Origin of the sequence: Actinomyces provencensis (assembly GCF_900155435.1) — a bacterium.
GTDB classification, from domain to species: Bacteria; Actinomycetota; Actinomycetes; order Actinomycetales; family Actinomycetaceae; genus Pauljensenia; species Pauljensenia provencensis.
The window spans coordinates 1,947,709-1,969,802 of the sequence record NZ_LT700212.1 but is presented as its reverse complement, the minus strand read 5'-3'; the positions used below and the strand labels follow the sequence as shown (position 1 = coordinate 1,969,802).

General features: G+C 69.0%; 15 protein-coding genes. 9 read left to right on the top strand and 6 right to left on the bottom strand.

Going from position 1 to position 22,094, the window contains the following annotated elements; all coding sequences use genetic code 11:
* The 3 genes from BQ9890_RS08725 to BQ9890_RS08715 form a co-directional block, all read left to right on the top strand.
* Positions 1-554: integrase core domain-containing protein (locus BQ9890_RS08725; protein ID WP_143226287.1), on the top strand; the 554-nt coding region annotated here is incomplete at its 5' end.
* A 237-nt stretch (positions 555-791) separates the two neighbouring features.
* Positions 792-2,438 (top strand): IS1634 family transposase, encoded by a 1,647-nt coding sequence (locus BQ9890_RS08720; RefSeq protein ID WP_195907652.1) that lies wholly within the window; start codon positions 792-794, stop codon positions 2,436-2,438.
* Positions 2,439-2,567: 129 nt separating this feature from the next.
* A complete protein-coding gene (locus BQ9890_RS08715) occupies positions 2,568-2,774 on the top strand; it encodes an antitoxin (RefSeq protein WP_075890884.1) in 207 nt (68 codons plus the stop codon).
* 318 nt (positions 2,775-3,092) lie between these two features.
* On the opposite strand, the gene BQ9890_RS08710 is transcribed toward BQ9890_RS08715, so the two are convergent.
* Entirely contained in the window at positions 3,093-4,691 is a 1,599-nt protein-coding gene (locus BQ9890_RS08710) for a dolichyl-phosphate-mannose--protein mannosyltransferase (protein ID WP_078062566.1), read from the bottom strand.
* A 294-nt stretch (positions 4,692-4,985) separates the two neighbouring features.
* Here BQ9890_RS08710 and rsmI point away from each other — a divergent pair, with 294 nt between their 5' ends.
* The 3 genes from rsmI to metG all read left to right on the top strand — a co-directional run bounded on the left by rsmI (position 4,986) and on the right by metG (position 8,761).
* Positions 4,986-5,846: a 16S rRNA (cytidine(1402)-2'-O)-methyltransferase gene (gene rsmI / locus BQ9890_RS08705; protein WP_075890880.1), complete on the top strand. Its 861-nt coding sequence runs from the start codon at positions 4,986-4,988 to the stop codon at positions 5,844-5,846.
* Between the two features lie 116 nt (positions 5,847-5,962).
* Entirely contained in the window at positions 5,963-6,544 is a 582-nt protein-coding gene (locus BQ9890_RS08700; RefSeq protein WP_075890878.1) for an isochorismatase family protein, read from the top strand.
* 411 nt (positions 6,545-6,955) lie between these two features.
* Complete coding sequence (gene metG, locus BQ9890_RS08695) at positions 6,956-8,761, top strand: methionine--tRNA ligase (RefSeq protein WP_075890876.1); 1,806 nt, start codon at positions 6,956-6,958, stop codon at positions 8,759-8,761.
* 137 nt (positions 8,762-8,898) lie between these two features.
* Here metG and BQ9890_RS08690 read toward each other — a convergent pair whose 3' ends face one another.
* Positions 8,899-9,480: a hypothetical protein gene (locus BQ9890_RS08690; protein WP_075890874.1), complete on the bottom strand. Its 582-nt coding sequence runs from the start codon at positions 9,478-9,480 to the stop codon at positions 8,899-8,901.
* Between the two features lie 11 nt (positions 9,481-9,491).
* On the bottom strand, positions 9,492-11,429 hold the full coding sequence (locus tag BQ9890_RS08685) for a PspC domain-containing protein (RefSeq protein ID WP_075890871.1): 1,938 nt from the start codon (positions 11,427-11,429) through the stop codon (positions 9,492-9,494).
* A gap of 372 nt (positions 11,430-11,801) precedes the next feature.
* On the opposite strand from BQ9890_RS08685, the gene BQ9890_RS08680 reads away from it, so the two are divergent.
* Positions 11,802-13,214 carry an ATP-binding protein gene (locus BQ9890_RS08680; protein ID WP_075890869.1) on the top strand — a complete coding sequence of 471 codons (1,413 nt, stop codon included), beginning with the start codon at positions 11,802-11,804 and terminating at the stop codon, positions 13,212-13,214.
* Positions 13,211-13,861 (top strand): LuxR C-terminal-related transcriptional regulator, encoded by a 651-nt coding sequence (locus BQ9890_RS08675; RefSeq protein ID WP_075890867.1) that lies wholly within the window; start codon positions 13,211-13,213, stop codon positions 13,859-13,861. Before BQ9890_RS08680 ends, BQ9890_RS08675 begins: the two co-directional genes overlap by 4 nt.
* 710 nt (positions 13,862-14,571) lie before the next feature.
* Here the strand turns inward: BQ9890_RS08675 and BQ9890_RS08670 are convergent.
* The 3 genes from BQ9890_RS08670 to BQ9890_RS15665 form a co-directional block, all read right to left on the bottom strand.
* Complete coding sequence (locus BQ9890_RS08670) at positions 14,572-17,091, bottom strand: GDSL-type esterase/lipase family protein (protein ID WP_075890865.1); 2,520 nt, start codon at positions 17,089-17,091, stop codon at positions 14,572-14,574.
* Positions 17,088-17,999 carry a PASTA domain-containing protein gene (locus BQ9890_RS08665; RefSeq protein ID WP_195907651.1) on the bottom strand — a complete coding sequence of 304 codons (912 nt, stop codon included), beginning with the start codon at positions 17,997-17,999 and terminating at the stop codon, positions 17,088-17,090. Before BQ9890_RS08665 ends, BQ9890_RS08670 begins: the two co-directional genes overlap by 4 nt.
* Positions 18,000-18,480: 481 nt before the next feature.
* Positions 18,481-20,742 carry a variant leucine-rich repeat-containing protein gene (locus BQ9890_RS15665; protein ID WP_075890861.1) on the bottom strand — a complete coding sequence of 754 codons (2,262 nt, stop codon included), beginning with the start codon at positions 20,740-20,742 and terminating at the stop codon, positions 18,481-18,483.
* A 276-nt stretch (positions 20,743-21,018) separates the two neighbouring features.
* On the opposite strand from BQ9890_RS15665, the gene BQ9890_RS08655 reads away from it, so the two are divergent.
* Positions 21,019-22,092 carry an IS630 family transposase gene (locus tag BQ9890_RS08655; protein ID WP_078062338.1) on the top strand — a complete coding sequence of 358 codons (1,074 nt, stop codon included), beginning with the start codon at positions 21,019-21,021 and terminating at the stop codon, positions 22,090-22,092.
* Positions 22,093-22,094: the final 2 nt, after the last annotated feature.

Genomic DNA, 22,094 nt, shown 5'->3' with positions numbered 1-22,094 from the left:
AGGCCGCCTTCATCGACGCACTCCACTGTGATGGGAAGGCCTGGCTGCTCGCCGATGACGCCTTTGCAGTGGAACTGGCCCAAGGACACGTCCCTGACCCTGACATCGACGTCGAAGACGACGGGACGGGCAGTGTGCCAGTCCTGCTGGCAGTGTCTGACAACGGGCCCCAGATGACGTCCTCTGCCACGGCGAGGTTCATGGCCGCCGCCCGCATCGGGCAACACTTCGGCCGCCCCGGCACCCCCAACGACCAGGCCTGGATCGAGTCGTTCTTCGGCCACCTCAAGGCCGAGAACCCCCACCTTGACGCCATCGCCGATCCCGGTGCCCTACGCGCTGAACTCGACCACCTGTGCGTCCACTACAACACCGTGCGCCTCCACGAGTCCATCGGCTACGTCACCCCCCAGGAGGAACACGAAGGGCGCGGACCCGCCATCCGCAAGGCCAGACAAGACGGCCTCAAACGAGCCCGAGAAGCCCGCATTGCCACCAGACGACAAACACGACACAATCACACCAACAACACCAGCACCGATGAGGGTATTTGAACCCGCGAACTGGTCAATTTACTCAGACACGCCGCGCGAACCCAGGACCCGAACCCGCCCGCTTGGGCGCACACCCCACGCCCGCAACCACCAACAACCCACCCGACCCCAGGCCTGAGTTCGGACAGGCGGTGTTGAAGGTTGCTTGTAATCATGGTCTGACCTGCGGGTTTGCTGGTGTGGCGGGGTGGATCTGGTCGCTAAAAAATGGTTGTGCGCGACCGGTAGGGTGACGGGGTGAGCAGGTTCGTTGCGCGGGGGCGTTCGGCGTCTGGGGCGGTGACGGTCCAGGTCGTGGAGAAGGTGGGCTCTCGGGTCGTGTCTCGAACCCACGTGGGCTCAGCCCATACGGACGCGGACTTGGCGGTGTTGTTGGAGCGGGCCGAGCGACTGCTTCGTCCCGACCAGGAGGCGTTCGACCTGGGGGAGGTGGCCCGCTCGGCGTCCATGGAGGATGTCGCGGACTGGACGAAGCCGCTGGAGGACGCGCGTGGGGCGCGGCTTCGGGGACGGCCTGCGTCTTCGGCGGCGTCGAGCGGGGTGGTGGTGGGCCAGCCGGCGCGCGTCTTGTGGCAGGTGCTCACTGACTCCTACTCCCGGCTCGGCTTCACTGCCCTGGGGGACGAGACGTTCATGAAGATCGTGTTGGCCAGGATCGTGGAACCCACCTCGAAGATCGACGCCCTGCGCGTACTGGACCGGCTGGGGGTGGATCGTCCTGCCAGTGAGAAGACCGTCTACCGGATGCTTGCGCGGGTCAACACCGCGAAGTACCGCGACAAGCTCGCCCAAGCTTGCTTCGCCCATGCCAGCCGTGAGGGCCCGCTGACGTTGATCATGTATGACGCGACAACCCTGCATTTCCAGGTCGAAGTCGACGAATCCAGCCCGGCGATCGAGTTCGAGCCTCGCCGTGTGGGCCACTCCAAGGAGCACCGCGTGGACCCTCAGGTCCAAGTCGGTCTGCTGGTGGATGCCAGTGGGTTCCCCCTGGACGTGTACATGTTCCCCGGGAACAAGGCGGAGACGAAGACCCTCGTCCCTGTCGTCACACGCTTCCTTGCAGCTCACCCCGGCGTGGAGGACCTGGTCGTGGTGGCGGACGCGGGGCTGCTCTCCGCCGAGAACCTGTTGGCGCTGGAAGCCCAGAAGCTCCCCCACGACAAGCACCTGCGCTTCATCGTCGGATCCCGCAATGCCAAGGCCCCCTACGACCTAGCGGAGTACTTCGAAGCTCACGGCAACAATGCCGCTGACGGGCAGATCATCGAGACGACCCGCACGATGGGCAGGGGCAAGGACGCGCGCCAACGCCGGGTGGTCTACCAGTATCGGTTCGCCCGCGCCAAACGCGAGGAACGCACCTTGGACCTCCAGGTCGCCCGAGCCGAGGAGGTCGCTGCGGGGACGCGCACGATGAAGAAGGACCGCTTCGTCAAACTCGCGGGTGACACTGCAACCGTCAACGAGACCATGATCGAGCGAGCCCGGGAAGCGCTGGGCTACAAGGGCTACGTCACAAACATCCCGCAGGCGGTCATGACCGGGGAGCAGATCATCGTCGCCTACCACGATCTGTTCCAGGTGGAGCGCTCGTTTCGCATGACCAAAGGAGACCTCGCTGCCCGCCCCATCTACCTGCGCGACCAGGAGAGGATTGAAGCGCACTTGACCTGTGTGATGGCCTCCCTGGCCGTTGCCCGAGACCTCCAAGACCGCACCGGGCTGTCGATCCGTCGCGTCCTGCACGCCCTGGAACCCCTACGCTCCAGCCGTATCCGCATCTGCGGGCAGACCATCGAGTTCCCACCCGAAATCCCCCCAGACGCACAACAGGTACTCGACACTCTCAACCGCGAGCTGAAGGCTCCACCTGGTCGCTAAGCCAAATGTCCGAACTCAGGCCAGGCCCCGAGCGGCGCTCACGCGGTGGGCACTTCCCTCGGAGGGTGTTCATCGGTCCGTGACTTGTCGTACAGTGGCCACACTGTTTCCGACTGACGGGAGGCGCGCATGGATCTCGATGGACTCAAGAAGACCGCGGAGGAGCTCAAGCTCAAGGCCGAGGATCTCGTGGGATCGTCCCTGAAGGACGAGGCGAAGACGGACAGCGCGCTTGACGCCGTCTCCGGCGCAGCCAAGAAGGCCACCGGAGGCAAGTACGACGACAAGATCGACGCTGCCAGGTCAGCCGCCGACCAGAAGCTCGGTACCCACTGATCCCTGCTCTGACCGCAGCACATCCCGACTGAGAGATCGTGGCGGGGCCCCCCGGGGTCCCGCCACGATCCGTTGACACAGCTGAACTCGCGCGTCTGGGTGCGTGCTCCCGAGGACGGACCCGGCATGCGGACCCCCTCGGCGCACCGGGACACCCCACCACCTGGGCCGCTCACCGGAGACCGACCGAGGGCGGAGCCTGTCCGCGGGCGGCGCCCGACCCACACTGTCGGGAGCATGCCCCACCCACGCTGCACCACGGCGCGTCCCTGGATGGGACGTGCCACCCACACCGGGCACCCGCAGTGCGGCGGCCCCCTAGATCCAGGACTGCAGCCACATGCGCGAGAGCCACTCCTGGTAGGGGATCAGGGCGCCCGTCCACACCCCGTAGAAGTAGGCCGAGGTCAGCAGGACCACCACGACCACGCCACCGGCCATCCCCGCCAGGGTGTGGCGCACGGTGGTCGGCAGGGCCAGCCACGTGGGGTCGCCCTCGTCAGCGGGTCCGGGGTGCGGTTCGGCATCGGGGTCGATGCCGAGTCGGCACTGACCCACCGCCACCCCGAGGGCCCAGGCGAGCACGAGCGCGACGAACGGTGCGAATGCCACCGTGTAGAAGGTGAAGATGGTGCGGTCGGGGTAGGCGAACCACGGCACGTACATGGCGAGGTAGCCGCACAGGACCAGTCCGATGCGCCAGTTCCCCCAACGGCCCACCGCCCACAGCGCCACGACCAGTGCGGGGACGGCCAACCACCACAGGGCAGGGTTGCCCAGGGCCACCACATTGCGCACGCACTCCCCACCCGCGCAGTCACCTGACACCCGCTCGTAGGCGAAGGAGGTGGGGCGCAGCTGGAGGAGCCAGCTGGCGGCGTGGGACTGGTAGTTGTGCGGGGTGGAGAGCCCGTTGTGGAAGGTCCACATCTGGCGGTGGTACTCCCACAGGTCCGTCAGCACCGCCAGTGGACCGTGGGCGGGCCCGCCCGCAGCGGCAGAGGCACCGTGCCCCCAGGCCCGGGGGTGCAGCATCCAGCCGGTCCAGGACGCGACGTAGACGAGGAGGGCGCTCGGCACCATGGCCAGGAATGCCACCGGCACGTCGAGCGCCAGAGCCGCGCGCAGGGCTCGTGGATGGCCCAGGCGCCTGCGCGTCGTCCACTCGCGCAGGGCGACGAACAGGCCCAGCACGGCCAGCGCATAGATGCCCGACCACTTCACCGAGCAGGCGAGGCCCAGCAGGACACCCGCCGCCAGAAGCCACCAGCGTGGTCCCGAGTGCGGACCCAGTCCGCCGGGATCGGGTTCCCCGGGTGCCCTCCACTCCCGCAGTGCGGAGACGAGGGTCGGATAGGCACGCTGCTGGTCCTTGACGACGGCGAGGAAGGCGGCGAGGACGAAGGTGGAGAGGAAGATGTCCAGGAGGCTGGTGCGTGACATCACCAGGTGCATGCCATCGGTGGCGAGGAAAAGTCCGGCCACCAGGGTCACCGCGGGTGAACGGAAGAGGTTCCACGCCAGCCGGCACAGCAGGAGGACACCGACCGTCCCGGCGATGACCGCGGAGATCCGCCACCCCACCGGGTTGTCCGCCCCGAAGACCTGCATGCCCAGTGCGATCAGCCACTTCCCCGTGGGCGGGTGGACGATGAAGGAACCTTCCAGGCCCAGGCCGGAGAAGTCGCCGCGCGCGAAGGCGGCGTCGGATCCCTCCGCCCAGGTGCCCTCGTAACCGAGGTGGGCCAGGGAGTAGGCGTCCTTGACGTAGTAGGTCTCGTCGAAGACCAGTGTGGGGATGCGGTCCAGGCCGATGAGGCGCAGGGCGGCGGCCACGACGGTGGCAATCGCGGTGGCGATCCAGCCCGCAGCGGGCGAGACGGGCAGACGCGTCCACCAGGGTCCTGAGTTGCTCACGTGACGGGGGACGGTATCGGCGGCGGCGTCGGCGGCAGCATGCGGGGCAGTTGCTGGTCGGGCCTGCGCAGGTGGGGTCCGGACTGGCTGACCCTCCACCGGAGCGGTCCGGGCCGGCTCGGTCGGAGTCAGTGGTGCGTCCCCGGTTCCGTCGGCGGAGGCGGGTTCGGCCGGGTCGTCGTCGCGGTGATCGTCCACGCGCCGAGTCTAGGTGTTGCCGGCCATCGGCTCCGTCGGACCCGGCTGCACGGGCGTGGTGCCCCGCGCCCGTGCAGCGGGTGGGAGGATGGAGGCATGATCCCCGACGACCAGCCCGTGCAGCGCCCCGGATCGATCCTGCTGGCGGCCACCCCCATCGGAGACATGGGGGACGCCTCCCCGCGTTTCATCCGTGCACTGTCGGAGGCTGAGGTGGTGGCCGCCGAGGACACCCGACGCCTCCTCGCCCTCGCCTCGCGACTGGACGTGCGCATCAACGGCCGCCTCCTCAGCCTCCATGACCACAATGAACGCGAGCGTGCCGATGCCGTGGTCGACCTGGCCGACGACGGTGCCCGCGTGCTGCTGGTCTCCGATGCGGGGATGCCCACCGTCTCCGACCCCGGCTACCGGGTGGTGCGCCGAGCCGTGGAGCGCAAGGTCCCCGTCTCCGCCCTGCCCGGCCCTTCAGCCCCGGTGACCGCACTGGCCGTGTCGGGGCTCCCCTCCGACCGCTTCTCCTTCGAGGGGTTCCTGCCCCGCAAGGACGGTGAGGCCTCCCGGGCGCTGGCGTCGATGGCCCAGGACCCCCACACCCTGATCTTCTTCGAGTCCGCCAAACGCCTCAATGCCACCCTGGTGCGGATGGCCGAGGCCTTCGGCGGGACCCGTCAGGCCGTGGTCTGCCGCGAACTGACCAAGGTCCACGAGGAGGTCCTGCGTGGGGACCTCAACACCCTCATCGCCCGCACCGTGGGTGAGGTGCTGGGGGAGATCACCATCGTGGTTGCCGGAGCGCGTGGGACCGGCCGCGCCGAGGACCACGTCCTGGCGGTGCTCGCGCTCGCGGATGAGGGCATGCGCCTCAAGGAGGCCGCGGCCCAGGTCGCCGAGGCCACGGGACTGCGCAAGAACGACCTCTACCGCGCAGCGCTGCGCCGCCGCGACGCCGACTGAGGGCGCCGCACCGCGGAGGACGCCTGGGGGCACCCACTGCCGGTCAGCCCCGCCCGACCTGCCCACTCCGGGGCCACTAGTCTGGAGGTGGATGGCCACAGTCCCGAGGAGGAACCATGTCACGCGCACTCATCGTCGTCGACGTCCAGCCGACCTTCTGCGAGGGTGGTTCGCTGCCGGTCGAGGGCGGCAATGCCGTCGCCGAGCGCATCGCCGCATTCGCCCGCACCCACCGTGGCGCCTACGACCTGGTCGCCACCACGCAGGACTGGCACATCGACCCGGGCTCCCACTTCTCCGACACCCCGGACTTCGTCGACACCTGGCCGCCCCACGGTGTGGCCGGTACCCCTGAGGCCGAGCTCCACCCCGCCCTGGCCGGTCTGGATGCGGACGTGGCGGTGAAGAAGGGCATGTATGCCGCCGCCTACTCCGGCTTCGAGGGCACCACCGCGGACGGCTCCACCCTGCAGCGTGCCCTGGAGGCCGCAGGGGTCACCGATGTCGACGTCGTGGGACTGGCCGAGTCCCACTGCGTCGCCCAGACGGCTCTGGACGCACAGGAGGCGGGCTTCACCACCCGGGTGCTCACCGACCTCACCGAGCCGGTCTCCGAGGAGCTGGGTGCGGCAGCGAGGGTGCGCATGACCCAGGCGGGCGTGGTGCTCGCCGACTCCGGTGAGGTCGACCCGGACTGAACCGGACGGCCGAGCCGACTGGATGAGCGGTCCCACCACGTCCGTGTGCAGGAATGCACCCAGTTTCCGGTCACGGACACCCCAGCCACCGAGTTCCCGAGCCCGCCCTCCGTCCTGATCTGTGACGACGCGGTTCCTCCCGCTGGCCGACGCATGCGGTCAGCGGGAAATGGGTGCATTCCTGCACAGAGTTGGAGGTCACTCGTCACCCAGGACGTCCGGCGGGCCGCTCCTGTGGGTCCCTGCGCGGACGTACCTCCCGGCCGCGGGGGCGTGCCCCGGCTGTCGACCGGGGCGTGCCCGGGCCGTCGACGCGCGCAGCTGCCGCGCAGGCCACGGCGGCGTGCCTCGCCGTGTGACGCCGCGGGAGCGGTTCACGTCCCGTGGGTCGACCCGTCTACTCTGGAGACCATGAGTCGCATCCTCTCCGCCGTCGCCTGGCCCTACGCCAACGGCCCCCGCCACATCGGTCACGTCGCAGGTTTCGGGGTCCCCTCCGACGTCTTCTCCCGCTACATGCGAATGGCGGGCCACGACGTCCTCATGGTCTCCGGCACCGACGAGCACGGGACCCCCATCCTCGTGGCCGCCGATGCCGAGGGGGTCTCTCCCCGCCAGCTCGCCGACCGCAACAACCGCCTCATCGTCGAGGACCTCCAGGCCCTGGGTCTCTCCTACGACCTGTTCACCCGCACCACCACCGGCAACCACTACCACGTGGTGCAGTCGATGTTCGAGGTCGTGCGCGACAACGGCTACATGGTGGTGCGCACGACGCGCGGTGCGATCTCCCCCTCGACGGGGCGTACCCTTCCCGACCGCTACATCGAGGGCACGTGTCCCATCTGCGGGTACGAGGGCGCGCGCGGTGACCAGTGCGACAACTGCGGGAACCAGCTGGACCCCACCGACCTCATCAATCCCCGGTCCAAGATCAACGGGGAGACCCCGGAGTTCGTGGAGACCGACCACTACTTCCTGGATCTGCCGGCCCTCGCCGGAGCGCTCTCGAAGTGGCTGGACGACCGGGCGGAGTCGGGGACCTGGCGCCCCAACGTCATCAAGTTCTCCCAGAACTTCCTGGAGGACATCCGCCCGCGCGCCATGACGCGCGACATCGACTGGGGCATCCCGGTGCCGGGCTGGGAGGACCAGCCGACCAAGCGGCTCTACGTGTGGTTCGACGCCGTGGTCGGCTACCTCTCCGCCTCCATCGAGTGGGCGCGCCGCACCGGCGACCCCGACGCGTGGCGCCAGTGGTGGAATGATCCGGAGGCCCTGTCCTACTACTTCATGGGCAAGGACAACATCGTCTTCCACTCCCAGATCTGGCCCGCGGAGTTGCTGGGCTACAACGGGGAGGGCGACAAGGGCGGCGAGCCCGGGGAGTACGGGCACCTGAACCTGCCCACCGAGGTCGTCTCCTCGGAGTTCCTCACCATGGAGGGCAGGAAGTTCGCCTCCTCCCGCGGCATCGTCATCTACGTGCGTGACATGCTCAGCCGTTACCAGGCCGACGCCCTGCGCTACTTCATCTCCGCGGCCGGCCCGGAGACCTCGGACGCGGACTTCACGTGGGCGGAGTTCCTGCGCCGCACGAACACCGAGCTCGTGGCCGGGTGGGGGAACCTGGTGAACCGCACGGCCTCCATGATCCACAAGCGCTTCGGGCACATTCCTGACCCGAAGGACCTGGAGGACGTGGACCGCCAGCTCCTCGACGACGTGGAGGCCGGGTTCGACGAGGTCGGTGGGCTGATCCGCACCCACCACCAGAAGGCGGCGCTGGCCGCGGCCATGCGTCTGGTCGGTGAGGCCAACAAGTACGTCACCGACACCGAACCCTTCAAGCTCAAGGCACCCGAGCAGCGTGACCGGCTGGGCACGATCCTGTGGACCCTGGCCCAGGTCGTCACCGACCTCAACACCATGCTGTCCCCGTTCCTGCCGCATTCGGCCAACGAGGTCGACCTGGTGCTGGGTGGGACCGGCGAGGTCGCCCCGATGCCGCGCATCGAGGAGGTCACCGACCTGGACGTCACCAATGAGGACGGCTCCCCGAGGAACTACCCGGTCATCACCGGCGACTACGTGGGCTACCCGACCTGGGAGCGTCACCCGGTGCTGGTCGGGCGCGACGTCCACCAGCCCCACCCCGTCTTCCACAAGCTCGACGACGCGATCGTCGAGGAGGAGCTGGGGCGCGCCGGGGCCTGAACGCGCCGGGGCCCGGGCGTCTGCTGGGCCGGGGTCAGCCGGCCACCGTGGGCTCGACGGTGCACACTGACGAGGACGACTGTGGGGGCGGACCGGATGGTCCGCCCCCACAGTGCGCTCCCGCGTCGAGGTGTGTGTCAGCCCTTGGGTCGTCGTGAGGTGGCCCACGCCGCGATGATCAGTGCGACACCGAGCAGGGCCACGAGGCCGATGAGGGCGGTGGCCACGTCCAGGTTGGGCAGGAGGGCGAGGGCGATGAGGAACACGCCCAGCAGGATGACGATCCCCGCCCAGATCAACTGACCCACCCGCACACCCCGGGCGGGGGCCTCGGGGCGATGGGATGTGCCGCTCGTTGCGTCCGCATCGGCGGGAGTCCCGACCGAGGAGCTGGCGGTCCACACCGGAGGAGGGGTCGCCCGGTCGGTCCGGTCGCGGGCACCGTCGCTGCTGCTGCTGCTGCGGTCGGGTCCGTACTCGGCGGTCCGCCAGTCCAGGGGAGCCGCGTCGGTTGTCCCGCCCGGGGCGGGCGGCTCGGTGGCCGAGGTCGCCTCCGTCCCGTCTGGGCGATGGGCCTCGGTGGTCGTGCCCGTGTGAGGCAGTTCTGCTGTCGCGTCCGGCACGGGCAGTTCCTGCGTCGCCCCGTCCACCGGGAGCTGCCCGGTGGGGGTGTCCTCGCTGGGGTCGTTCCGGTCGGGGGTGTTCTCGGATGTCGTCATGATGGCCTCCTTCAGTCGGTGGGCTCGCCGGAGGGCGATCCGGAGGGACTGGGCGTGGACGTGGTGGGTGTGGGAGTGGCCTCTGCTCCGGACTGGCTGGAACCTGACTGGGTCTCGCTGTCACTGGGCGCGGCACTGGCCGGGGCATCCTCGACGATGGTGATGTCGCCGATCGAACCGGAGACGGCCACCGTGATCCCAGCTTCCGGGTCCCACCCGTCGGACCTGAAGGACAGGGAGTTCGTGATGTAGTCGACCTCTGGCACCCAGGGGTCGCTGGTCATGCCGGTGTCGGCGTCCGTGTAGTACTCACCGTGGAGTGTCCCCGTCGACCCCTCGATCAGGAAGGCCACGGACTGCCCCTGGCGGACGTGGACCGTGAGGCTGCCGATCGACCCGTCGACCGAGATCGTCTTGTCCGTCGTCCCGGGTGCTCCCGTGAGGTCGAGGTCGATGTCCCCGATGCCGGAGACCGAGTCGGCGCGCCAGTCGTACTCGGCGGAGGAACTGATCTGCGCAGGGTCGAGGGCCGGGGTGGCGTACTCCTGGTGGCTCCAGGGGAGGATGGCCATGACGGGCAGGGCGATCATGACGCCGACCAGGGACAGCGCGATCATCCAGCCCGCACCGCGGTCGTTGATGGCAGCCACGGCCATGACCAGTCCCACGACGATCAGGCCGGCGCCGCATCCGATGGCGATCGGCTCGAAGGTGCTCTCAGTTCCCACCGGACCGACGACGGTGAGGTAGAGCGAGATGGCCACCAGCAGGACGATGCTGCCGAGCGTGGCGAGGTTCACGCCTGCGCTGAGGCGGCGCGGTGCGGGCGAGGGAGCAGGCGCCGTCCAGGCAGGTTGCGGTGTCGGTGCAGGCGGCGGGAATGCGGCCCCGGCGGAGTGGTCCTGGGGTCGGTCCTGAGTCGTGTACGGTGCTCGCGGTTCCCCGCCCGTGCTGCCCGGATCCCAGCCCGTCCGGGCTCCGGCAGGCGCCGGAGTCGCCGGCCCGGGCTGCCACGGGACATCTTCGCGCCACCCGGACCCGCCCTGTGGGGTGGGCGGGGACTGCCACCCGGCGTCACCGTCACCGCCCTGCGGCGTCGGTCCCGCACCCCACGTGCCCGGGTCCGAGGGGGCCGGTCCTGCCTGCCAGCTGGCGTGGGACTGCTGGGTGGGAGCGGCACCGAATGCTCCCGGTGCCCCGGGTGCCCCGGGTGCCCCCTGAGGGGCTCCCGGCACTGAGGGGCCAGCCCCCCAGCCGCCGGGCGCCGTGGTGTCCGACGGGCTCGCTTGCCTGCGGGAGCCGGTGGTCGTCGTGACCACGACGATGGTGATCGCTGCGATCAGGGCCAGCGTCCAGAGGAACCAGCCGGAGCCGTCCGGCAGGAACCACGGGTAGAAGTTGCCGAGACCGATGAGGACCATCACCAGGGCGCCCAGCTGCGCGACGTCGTAGTGGCCCCGCGTCAGCTGCTCCAGGTGGATGCGTCCGTCGCGCTGCTCCGGGAGCAGCGCCCAGGCCACGCCGTAGGCCACCCACACCGGTCCGAGGAAGATCCCCAGGACCACGGTGACGGCCCGCACCAGTCCGAGGTCCCAGCCGGTGCGTGCGGCGATGCCGGAGCAGACACCGCCCAGGACGCGTCGGTCCGCGCGGAACCACCCCGAGCGTCGCAGTGACTCGAAGAAGCCGTTGCGCCCGGCTCCCGGGGGCGGGGTGGGGGCGCCCCAGCCCGGCTGCTGCCACCCACCGGGTCCGTGTCCTGTGGGGGAGCCGGTGGGTCCGGACTGCTGCCAGGTGCCGCACGACCCGGGTCCCGACTGCTGCCAGGTGCCGCCTGCAGCGGGGTCGGGCCCTGGACGGTTGCCGTTCGCGCCGGGTGGCTCGTTGGATGGAGGGATGTGGTCATCGCGTCCGGCGCCCTGGGCCCCGGTGGCGTCATTCGTGCTCATGTGACAACTGTGCCCGCGGAGGAGGTGCCCGCACCATTGGGGATTCCCCTGATCCTCCCCTGATCGGTGCCCTCCGGGGTGGGCCCACCGCGCCCCGGATGTGATGATGGAGGAGTGAGTTCACCAGCGTCCCAGTGGCCCCCGGCCCCGCCCCAGGGCGGCAGTGGGTCCACTCCCGGGCGCGCGCAGGGACCCACGCCGGACTCCCGGTGGTCACCGGACCCGGGTGCACGGGGAGCCGCTGGCCCGACGGCACCCGCGGGGCCACCGGGTCCCGCACGGCAGGATCCCGACCGGGCAGGCCAGTGGGTCCCGCCCTCGTCGGCGCCCCCGCGCCCCCCGCTGCGGCGCGCCACCTCCCACTCACCCGACATGGCGACCCCGTGGATCGCCGGCGTCTGCTCGGGGGTGGCGGTGCACCTGGGTGTGCCGGTGTGGGTGGTGCGCATGACCATGGCGCTCCTGCTGCTGATGTGGGGGGCCGGCGCGCTGCTGTACCTGTGGCTGGTGCTCATGGTGCCCGTGGACGGCTCCGCGGAGGCCACCACCCCGACCGCCCGCCTGGGACGGTCCCTGGTGCGCGTCGGCTCCGACCGGTCGCGGGTCACGGCACGCAACCAGCTGCTGGTGGCCGGTGTGGGTGCGGTCAGTGTGGCGCTCGCGGCCTACTTCCTCCTGGGCGCCGGTCGCGTCGAGGCGCGTGACATCCTCGCCGCCCTCGCGATCCTGGCGGGACTGGGCCTGGTGTGGAGCCAGGGCGCCCACCTGCGGCAATGGCGCTCTCCGAAGGTCGTGGCGTTCATCGGTGGGGGCACGGCACTGATGCTGGTCGGCGCCGTGCTGCTGGTCTCGCGCACCGACAACGTGCGCGCCCTCATGCGTGGGGGTCTGATCGGGATCGTGGTGGCCGTGGGCCTGGTGGTGGCGCTGGCGCCGCTGTGGTTCCGGATGTCCTCCGACATGTCCGCGGCCCGGGAGGCGCAGGTCCGTGACGCCGAGCGCGCCGACATCGCCGCCCACCTGCACGACTCCGTCCTGCAGACCCTCACCCTGATCCGTGGCGCCGCCGAGGACCCCACCCGCGTGCGCGCCCTGGCGCTCACCCAGGAGCGTGAGCTGCGGTCCTGGCTCTACACCGGTCACGAGGCTCCCTCGACCTCCCTGGCCGAGGCCCTGCGTGAGGCCGTCGGCCAGACGGAGTCGACCTACGGGGTGGCCGTGGACGTCGTCACCGTGGGGGACGTCGTGCCCGGACCCGCCGAGCTGGCGTTGGTGGCCGCCGCGGCCGAGGCCGTGACCAATGCCGTGCGCCACGGCGCGCCCCCCGTCTCCGTCTACTGCGAGGTCGACGAGGGCGGGGCCGAGATCTTCGTCAAGGACGCCGGGTCCGGGTTCGACCCCGGTGCGATTCCCGAGGACCGCCACGGGGTGCGTCACTCGATCATCGGACGCATGGAGCGCGTGGGCGGATCCGCGCAGATCCGTCCGCGCGCCACCGGCACCGAGGTCCACCTGTGGGCCCCGCGCAGCCCGTGTCCGGACGGTGCGGGCGCGTCGGGAGCTGCGGCGACCCCACCGGGTGGGGAGGGGACGGTCCCGCCGGGAGCAACCGGGTCGCCCTCGTCCGCTCCCGTGTCAGCGTCCGGGGCCAGCGCGGTGCCCGACCCCACCACGGCGCCCGACCCCGGTGCGGCGCACGCCCCCGCTGCGGCGCACGACCCGACCACGGCGCCCGATCCCCGGCATCCTGCCCGGGACACGCCACCACCCCAGGAGGACCGATGACCATCCGACTCGTCGTCATCGACGACCACCCACTCGTGCGTGCGGGGGTGCGCGCCGAACTCGAGCAGGCAGGCGCCGACCTCGAGATCCTCGGCGAGGCGGCCGACGTGGAGGGGGCGATCGCCGCCTGCCACGAGCTGCGACCCGACGTCGCCCTGCTCGACGTCCACCTCCCCGGTGGGAAGGGCGGTGGCGGCGCCGAGGTGGCGAATGCCTGCTCCGACGTGGAGGGCCTGCGCTTCCTGGCGCTGTCCGTCTCCGACGCCCCCGAGGACGTGGTCGCCGTCATCCGCGCCGGCGCGCGGGGCTACGTCACCAAGTCGATCACCACCGCGGACCTCGTGGAGGCCATCCACCGTGTCGGCGCGGGGGACGCGGCCTTCAGCCCGCGCCTGGCCGGCTTCGTGCTCGATGCCTTCGGGACCCACGAGGTCGCGGACCGCGACGACGAGCTCGACCTCCTCAGTGCCCGGGAGCAGGAGGTCATGCGCCTCATCGCCCGCGGCTACACCTACAAGGAGGTGGCCAGCGAGCTGTTCATCTCCATCAAGACGGTGGAGACCCATGTCTCGGCGGTGCTGCACAAGCTGCAGCTGTCCAACCGCAACGAGCTGACCCGCTGGGCGGTGCGCAGGAACATCGTGTGACGACGTGACGCACATGCTCGGCGCGGCGGGATCACCGGCGGGTGAAGGGCATTGTCGGGTCGGTGTCACAATGACGTCGCCGGAGTCGCCCATGAGGACGGCCGTGTCCGATCCGTCGGATCGGACGCGGTACGTGGGCCCGCCGGGTGGCTGGCGGAGGATGAGGAGGTATTCACCGTCCCGGTCCTTCTCACCGAGGGCGCAGGTCATTGAGGCACCGTTGTCGAGTGGTTGGCCCTGGTTGTGGTGGATGACGGTGCAGCTCCCGCCGGGGTCCATCGTCTCGATCCCAGAGCCTCGTCGTGCTACCAGACACCTGTGATGTCTGCGCTCGACGATCCGCAGGCGGTCAGGACGGGAAGCAACTCGATGAGCGACGTCGCCGAGGGTGCACGCAGGCGTCGGTGTCAGGGGCGAGGTTCCGTGCCGGCCGTGGGATGAGTCCTTCCGTGGGAGTGATCGTGTCCGCGCAGACGCATGTGCGGTCACGTGTCGACCCTCGGACATCCCAGTTCCTGGTCAGTGCTCAGTGCTCAGTGCCGTGGGTGGCAGTCCTGTCCTCAGTTCGCTGCGCCGGATGCTGCCGAGCGCAGGGATGCCATGCACCGCCTGCCTGCCCGCCCCCTCCGGGTAGCAGGGACCCGCCTGCCTGGCGCTCCCCGACCAGCTCGGATCCCTGTCCCTGGATCGAGTGGGAGATTTCGGTTCCGTCAGTCGACGAGCGGCACACCGTCCTGGACTGTTCGTGCGCCTCGGTGCTTGTTCACCCCGACGACGACGGCCGTGGCACCGCCACCGAGGAGGAGGACACAGGCACCGAGCATCGTCCACCAAGGCCACCCGATCGGGGATCGGACCTGTAGAGGAACCTCGAAAGCGGCACTGTTGATGTCCGTGTCCAGTCCCTCCAGGACCAGTGTGTGGTGGCCGCTGTCGAGGTCGGGGGAGATCTCGATCGGTCCGGACGCGATGCCCGTGTCGTCGGCCTGGAGGGATCCCAGGGAGCGGGGGGTGGAGTGCACGGTGATGGTCACGGTTGATCCGGGTTCCAGGCCTCTCAGTGTGATGTCCACGGTGTCACCACCACGGATGTCAAGTTCGGTGGCAACGGAACCCGCGGGTGTGGTGCCGTCCTCCGACAGCGCGCCGACCTCGCCCTGGACGGCGTGGTGGCGTGTGAGGAGGAAGGCCCGGGTCCAGGAATCGAGGGCCGCGACGATCCTGCTCGACCAGCCGTCCTCCTTCTCGGGCATCGTCGTGTTCACCACCGCAGCGCGTTGCGTCTGGGACCACAGCACCAGGGAGTCCGCCCACGCCCGGTAGCCGGCCGAGTTCGGGTGTGCCAGTTCCTGCGTCGACAGCACGTGGGTCGCGAGACTGCCTGCGTCGAGCTTGACGAAGAAGGAATCGGAGTCGCACAGCGTGTGGCTGGGTTGGGGGAAGTCGACCACGTCATCGGCGTAGTAGATCGGGTAGCCCTGTTCCGAGAGGGTGTCGACCGCCGTTCGAATCTGTTCGTTGAGGGTCGTTACGAGGGCGCGCCCGTAGGCGACCTCCTTGGCGGTGAAGCCGAGATGAGGAGTTCCGCACCATCCCTTGTTCTGGTTCCACAGGAGGTCGGGGTAGGGAGAGACGACGAGTGGTGCGACCCGACCACCGCGGGCCTTGGTCCTGGAGGAGGAGTTGAGGCGCTCCAGGAGCGACGTGTAGGTGCTCCTGAGGTCCGGCTCGCGTTGCCCGATGTCGGCGAGCTTGCGTCGCATGGTGGAGTCATTGTCCGCGCAGTCCGAGAACATGCACTCGCGGACGATCTCCCCGAATCCGATGTCATTGCCACCGATGGTCAGGAACACGAGGCCGGGCGCGGTCTGGAGATCGTCGAGCGCCTGGACCTGGGGATCCTCCGTGCCGTTCTGCACTTGGGTGAGGACATGTGCCGATGTGGCCCCCGAACAGGCGATGATCGTGGTCGACTGCCCTCCGATGAGGGGGCCGTATGCCAGGTCGGACCGGTGGCACTTGCCAGAAGGATCCACGTAGCTCCCGGCGCCCTCCCCGGAGGAGTACGAGTCCCCCATCACGACCACGGGTCCGCTGAGTTGTTGGAGCAGGGGACCGGCGTCCTGGATCGTCAGCCCGCTCGTGGAGACGGCGATGGAGCCGGAACTGAGCACGGATCCGCTTCCCTGTGAGCCCACGAGCACCCTCCATCCCGCTGTCCCCTCCGAGCCCGTGGATGAGGTCGCCGTCCACGCGGTGGTGACGCTCGCACCCGCCTCGAGGGCGGGCAGGCGCCTCTGTGGCGACAACAGCATGGGGAAGATCTCCCGTGAGGCTCCGGCGTCCATGGCGACGACGGCGGTCAATCCGGTGATGCGTTGGTTCGAAGGATTGGTGATGGTGGCGACCAGCTGTGCGTTGCTGCCGGAGAGGATTCGCGTGGGCGCTGTGACGGAGAGCTCCAGACCCTGGGAGTGGTACTGGGACAGCTCGTCGATCAGCGCACTGGCGTCCGCGGCCTCGTGGTAGCCCGACCCCGTTGCCTCGGCGATGCACGCGAGCTCGGTGCGCCCGATGTCGGAGATGTCGAATCCCACGGTGGGAATCCTCAGGTCGAAGCCGCTGGCAATGATGTCTGCGGCCACATCGCACGGTGGGACCCCGCAGTTGGACTCCCCGTCGGAGACCAACAGGAGCGTGGCTGAGGTCTGGCCCAGTGACTCCAAGCGGTCGACGACTGCCTGGATGGCGGGGCCCGTGGGCGTGTCGCCGTCTGCGGTCAGGGCACGGATGCGCGCATCGAGCGCAGTTGCATCCGGGTCCATGTCGGGCGACAGCCCGGGGATCCAGTTGCCCACGGCGCAGCCTTCTGAGTCCGACATTCCTCCGGGGTATGTCCACAGGCCAAGGCCCTCCGACGATGAGTGGTCACGCAGCATCGCGGTCATGGACTTCTTCGCTGCGGCCAGCTTGTTCGTGCCGGCATTGTCGTCCTCGTTCATCGAGCCCGAGACGTCGAAGATGATGACCAGCGGGCCATCGTCCGTGATCGTCGTCGTGGTCGACGGCTGATGTGTGTCCCCCGACTGGGTCTCGGCGGCGGATGCGGACACGGAGGCGCAGGTCGCGTGCAGGACGATGACCAGGACCGCGACGAGGACGGCAGCGAGGTGGTGTGTCCACCCCGCACAGCGGGAGGTTCGCAGGCAAGGGGTGGAAGGGGCGGTCATGACGCGGCCTCGAGTGCATCGATCTGTGAGTCCGTCCCCCGAAGCAGTGCCTCACCCAGGTGGATGTCGCTCCCCGTGGGGGAGGAGACGATCAGGTCGAGTCTGAGCGCCCCCGAGACATCGGCCTTGATCTCGACGGGTGAGCCGTACGAGACGGAGACCCGGGCGACTTCAGCTCCGTCGGCGAGGACCCGGACCACCCCGGTTGCCTCCGGATCGTCGCTGTCCGAAACACCTGCAGTGGCGGTGAAGAGATCGGCGTGGCGTCCCAGGACCCAGGACGCCACCGCCTCCTCCCCCTCGCTCCTCGTGCTGCATGCGAGCGCGTCCGTGTAGGCGGTGCCGTTGAGCGAGACCTCCCCGGAGTAGCAGGAGGTCGCGTTCTCGGAGGAGGTCGACGCCTCCGCCAGGACGGAGAGGTAGAGGGATGAGCCCGCTTCTGCCACGGTCAGGGTGACCTCGTTGGGCAGTGCTGACCCGACTCCCGGATCGACCCTGAGCACGGATCCGGCGGGCGCTCGCGCGTCGAACTCCTCGACGACGGCGGGTTCGGTGCCCAGTGCGCGCAAGGCGTCCACTGCGTCGGCACGCGACTTCCCAATGACATCTGGGACCGATGCCTGTTTTGACAGGGTGAGCGTGAGTGTGCCGCTGAACACCTCACCGACCACGGGGTCCTGGGCAATGACGAGTCCCGGCGCCCCCGCCCACTCGATCTCGGTCGTGGTGACGGCAGATGGATCCAGGTCGAGGTCCGCGAGGGCCTGCTTGGCATCCACGAGAGTCAGCCCGCGGACGTCGGGCACGTGGGTACCTGCGCTGGCGTCCAGTACGGGAACCTCGACGACGTCGGGTTGGGTGCTCGTACGCCCTGCCTGAATCGAGTCCTTGACCGTCCAGCCCGCCATGAATCCACCCACGAGCAGGGCCATCGAACAGGCCAACACCCCGACCAGGATCAGGTGAACGGAACGTTTGGCTCCTGGGGAGGCCGGCGCTGCGCCGTGTGCCTGGTCCCGCTGCTCCGCCGGGAGGAGCCGGTGATGCTGCGGTCGCTCCGTCGAGGTCGAGGACTGTGGATCCCGGTGGGACGTTCCCTTGCGAGCATGGCGTCGTTGCCTGAAGGAGGATCTCCCCCCGGTGTAGACGTGGGGTGTCGTTGCCCCTGTCGGGTCCGTCGGGTCCGTCGGGGAAGGAACCGACGAGGCGGGCTGCGACTCGGGCGCGCCCGGCAGTGGGAGACCATCGGTCCCGTGGCCGGGTGACGACGGTTCAGACGGGTTCGTTGGCATGGAGTCTCCTCTGGGATCGAAGGAAGTGCCTCTTCGCACAAGCATTGCCCGGGGCGGCAGCACACGGGGGCGTTTCCTCAGGCCATCCGACTCACCCTCAGAAGGTCTCGACCCGGGCCCGACTGAGGAAGGCACCGTGTCCGGTCACGGTGTCCCAACAGGTCAGGCCGTTCTGCGCGCTGGCACACACGGTGTGTTCGAAGTAGACGATGTCTCCGTACCCGAGCACCTGGACAGGATCGGCGGTGACCATGAAGGTCAGTCTCGCGGCGCTGGACTCCAGAGTGGGCTCGCCGTCGCCGAAGCTCACCACCCACCGTGGTCCGATCTCGGTCTCGCCGTAGGTCTTGTCCTCGATGAGTGAGAGGACTCCGCACCCGGTCCATCCGGCCGAGATGTCACAGCCGATGTTCCCCGACGGGGTGATGACGACCGCAGTCGGGTGGTCGGGGAGGGTGGTGTCGATCGTGGTGACCTCTGTCGCCCCGGCGGGTACCGGCCCTCCGGCGCCCGCGTACGCCCCTTCGACGGGCGGCGTGCTCTCCGGTGTCGGGTCCGGTGTGGGTGCGCTGTCCGCACCACTCGCTGCCTCCTGATCGGCCATCCCCGACTCACCTTCACCGTCTGCCGTCGCGTCACCAGGTGATGACGAGGACCCGTGCTGGATGCGCAGCGGGACTCCCCCCGATCCCGATCGGACCGGGCGATAGGCAGTGACGGTGGGGAGGCCGTCGACCACCTCGGCAACCAGGAGGAGGTCCGGGCGGACGAGTCGGATCGAGTTCGTGAACTCGGAGAACCACAGGACGCCGTCCGTCGTGCTCAGGATCTGGGCCGAGGACTCCATCTGGTTCGTGATGAAGGCAATGCCCCCATTCGACGACACCACCGTCATCCAGGGTTGATCCGTGATGTGACAGGATCCGTCGTCCGCGTCCTCCAGGGACCACATGGGAGCTCCTCCCGGGACGGCCTCGCCGTTGACCCTGACCTCATTGCAACCGGGCCACGCACCGGTGACGACCAGTGCGTCCCCTGTCGCGGGGGTGTCTCCCTCCAACACATGGCGCCAGTCGTCCACGGTGTTCGTTCCTCCGGAGGAGTACACGTTTGCCACGATGTTCTCGGGCTCGGGGAGTCCTCCTGGCGTCAGGACGCGACCGTCGAGCCCCCAGAGGAAGCAGATCCTCCTCCCGTCCTCCCAGGGACACGCGCCCCATCCGTCGCGGAGGGCAGTGACGGCGTCCAAGGGGTCAATGTCGAGGACGACGGCCGGACGCTCGAACGGTGACATGGCACCCGTCGTGAGATCAAGGACGGCCGCTCCGGACGGTGTCGAAGGCACCAGGGCCTTCAGGACTCCGTCGGAGGCGACCGTGCTGGTGAAGGGCCAGTCGGAGGTCGCGCTGTCCCCAGTGACCACTTCGGTGGACCACGTCTCGGCGAGGTCTGCGTCGTAACCGGAACAGTCAGTGGACGACGCCAGTGCCGAACATGCGACCACCATCCCGTCACCGTAGAGACCCACTGCCGCATTCGATTGCCACGGGACCGCAGAGGTCTCTCCGGTCACCAGGTCGATGGCGCTAGCCCCCACGAGCAGGGTCGATCCCAGGATTCCCAGAGGCGTCCCCGAGGCGGGACCGTCTGTCGAGCCGGGACCTGAGGAGTCAGCCACCCCGCTGGGTGAGCCTCTCCACAACTGTCTCGGTGTCCCGTCGCTGATGTCCCACGTGGTCAGGACCGATCGGGGCGCGCTCTCCGGACCTGAGAAGACCGCCATGTAGTGTGCCGAGGAGTAGTAGTCAATGTCCGGAGAATGGACACGGGAGGAGTCGGCGCCGTTGACGGCGTCCTCGTCGAGCGAAACGGTCCACGCTTCCTCGGCGCCGTCGGCCCAGTCATCGGAGGGCACCGGGAGTAGGTCCGTGGACGTGGCCGGCACGCTGCGACGTCCCAGGAACCACCATGCGGATCCCCCACCGACGAGGGCGAGCACCAGTGCGACGCCCAGTGTCGCGGTGAGCAGGTGCCGGGAGCGATGCTTCGGAACCCCGGGCGCGGGCGCGTGGGGCGGAGCCGGGGCATCGGGAGGAGATCCGGGGGCCGGCATGATGCCGGCCGTGGCCGTCCGGGTGCGCAGCGCTGCCTGCACGGCAGGTTCCGGACTGAGGGAGAGCCACTCGACCAGTTCCGGGTACGTCGACGGGTTGGCTGCGAGGGCGGCATGCAGGTCAGGCCGGACCCGGGCGATCCGAGCGAGTTCTCCTGCCGACGTCGAGGGATCCGATGCGGCTCGTGCGTCGGGGTCTCCACCGTGCCAAGGGGTCGACCCCTGCGGGTCGTCACTGGTTGCCATTCTCGGAGTCCACCAGAGCTTCCGGGTCATGGCAATGGGGAGGAATCCCCGTCCCCTCCCGGAGAACGTGCGTCCTGCCCCGTGGTCGCACCGGCGAAGTGGACCCGCGCGCCCTCGGGGAGCTGCGTGGCCACAGGGTGTGTGACCGGTGTTGGCGGGTGTCGCTTCCCGAGTCGGCGCGGCACCCGGTGGATGGGACCCATTGGTGCACATCGCCTGCCCTAGTGTCGCGTGTCGTTAGTTCCTCAATGGTTGGGTGTTTGAGAGAATTTGGTCATGGCGAATTCTCCGGCTCCGGCGTTGGTGCTTCTCGATGGCGATCGGGATGAGTTGGCGTCGTGGACGCGTTCCACGACAATTCGTGCCGGTCTGGCGTTGAGGGCTCGGATCGTGTTGCTCGCTGCGGATGGTGTCGCGAACGCGCGGATCGCTACCGAGGTGGGAACAACGACGACCTCGGTGTGGAAGTGGCGGAACCGGTATGTCGATGCTGGGCTCGCGGGGCTGGCCGATGCGCCGCGTTCTGGCAGGCCGAAGCACGTCGATGACGAACGAATCATCACCGCGACGCTTCAGGCGCCGCCGAAGAAGTACGGGGTGACGCACTGGTCCTCGCGGCTGCTGGCGACTCATCTGAAGATCGGGAACGCGACGGTCGCGCGGGCGTGGCGGAAGTATGGCGTGCAGCCCTGGCGGTCTGAGACGTTCAAGTTCTCCACCGACCCTGAGTTGGCCGGCAAGGTCACCGATGTCGTCGGCCTGTACTTGGCGCCGCCGGAGAACGCGATCGTGTTGTGTGTGGACGAGAAGAGCCAGATCCAGGCGTTGGATCGCACCGCCCCGATGCTGCCGATGCGCATCGGTGACGCGGAGAAACGCACCCATGACTACAAGCGGCATGGCACGACGACCTTGTTCGCGGCGTTGGAGATCGCGACAGGACAGGTCACCGGTGCGGTCAAGCCCAAGCACCGCAGGCAGGAGTTCCTCGCATTCCTGCGCCAACTCGATCGGGCCTACCCAGACCAGGAACTTCACCTGGTGATGGACAACTACGCCACCCACAAGACCCCCGAGGTCAAGGCGTGGCTGGAGAAGCACCCGCGCTTCCACGTGCATTTCACCCCAACGTCAGGGTCGTGGCTGAACCTCGTCGAGGTCTGGTTCGGGATCATCGATCGCCAAGCCATCCGCCGCGGCATCTTCACCAGCGTGAAAGACCTCAACGCGAAGATCCGCCAATTCATCACCGGCTGGAACAACCGCAAACACGCCTTCGTCTGGACCAAGACCGCCGACGAGATCCTCAAGAAAGCGAACCGTCAACCAACTTCAGGAACACGACACTAGAG

Coding starts and splice junctions, on each gene's coding strand:
- BQ9890_RS08670 (WP_075890865.1), bottom strand. CDS start 17,091: ATGACCGCCCCTTCCACCCCTTGCCTGCGAACCTCCCGCTGTGCGGGG.
- BQ9890_RS08675 (WP_075890867.1), top strand. CDS start 13,211: ATGACCATCCGACTCGTCGTCATCGACGACCACCCACTCGTGCGTGCG.
- BQ9890_RS08690 (WP_075890874.1), bottom strand. CDS start 9,480: ATGACGACATCCGAGAACACCCCCGACCGGAACGACCCCAGCGAGGAC.
- rsmI (WP_075890880.1), top strand. CDS start 4,986: ATGATCCCCGACGACCAGCCCGTGCAGCGCCCCGGATCGATCCTGCTG.
- BQ9890_RS08715 (WP_075890884.1), top strand. CDS start 2,568: ATGGATCTCGATGGACTCAAGAAGACCGCGGAGGAGCTCAAGCTCAAG.
- BQ9890_RS08680 (WP_075890869.1), top strand. CDS start 11,802: ATGGCGACCCCGTGGATCGCCGGCGTCTGCTCGGGGGTGGCGGTGCAC.
- BQ9890_RS15665 (WP_075890861.1), bottom strand. CDS start 20,742: ATGGCAACCAGTGACGACCCGCAGGGGTCGACCCCTTGGCACGGTGGA.
- BQ9890_RS08665 (WP_195907651.1), bottom strand. CDS start 17,999: ATGGCGGGCTGGACGGTCAAGGACTCGATTCAGGCAGGGCGTACGAGC.
- BQ9890_RS08685 (WP_075890871.1), bottom strand. CDS start 11,429: ATGAGCACGAATGACGCCACCGGGGCCCAGGGCGCCGGACGCGATGAC.
- BQ9890_RS08700 (WP_075890878.1), top strand. CDS start 5,963: ATGTCACGCGCACTCATCGTCGTCGACGTCCAGCCGACCTTCTGCGAG.
- metG (WP_075890876.1), top strand. CDS start 6,956: ATGAGTCGCATCCTCTCCGCCGTCGCCTGGCCCTACGCCAACGGCCCC.
- BQ9890_RS08655 (WP_078062338.1), top strand. CDS start 21,019: ATGGCGAATTCTCCGGCTCCGGCGTTGGTGCTTCTCGATGGCGATCGG.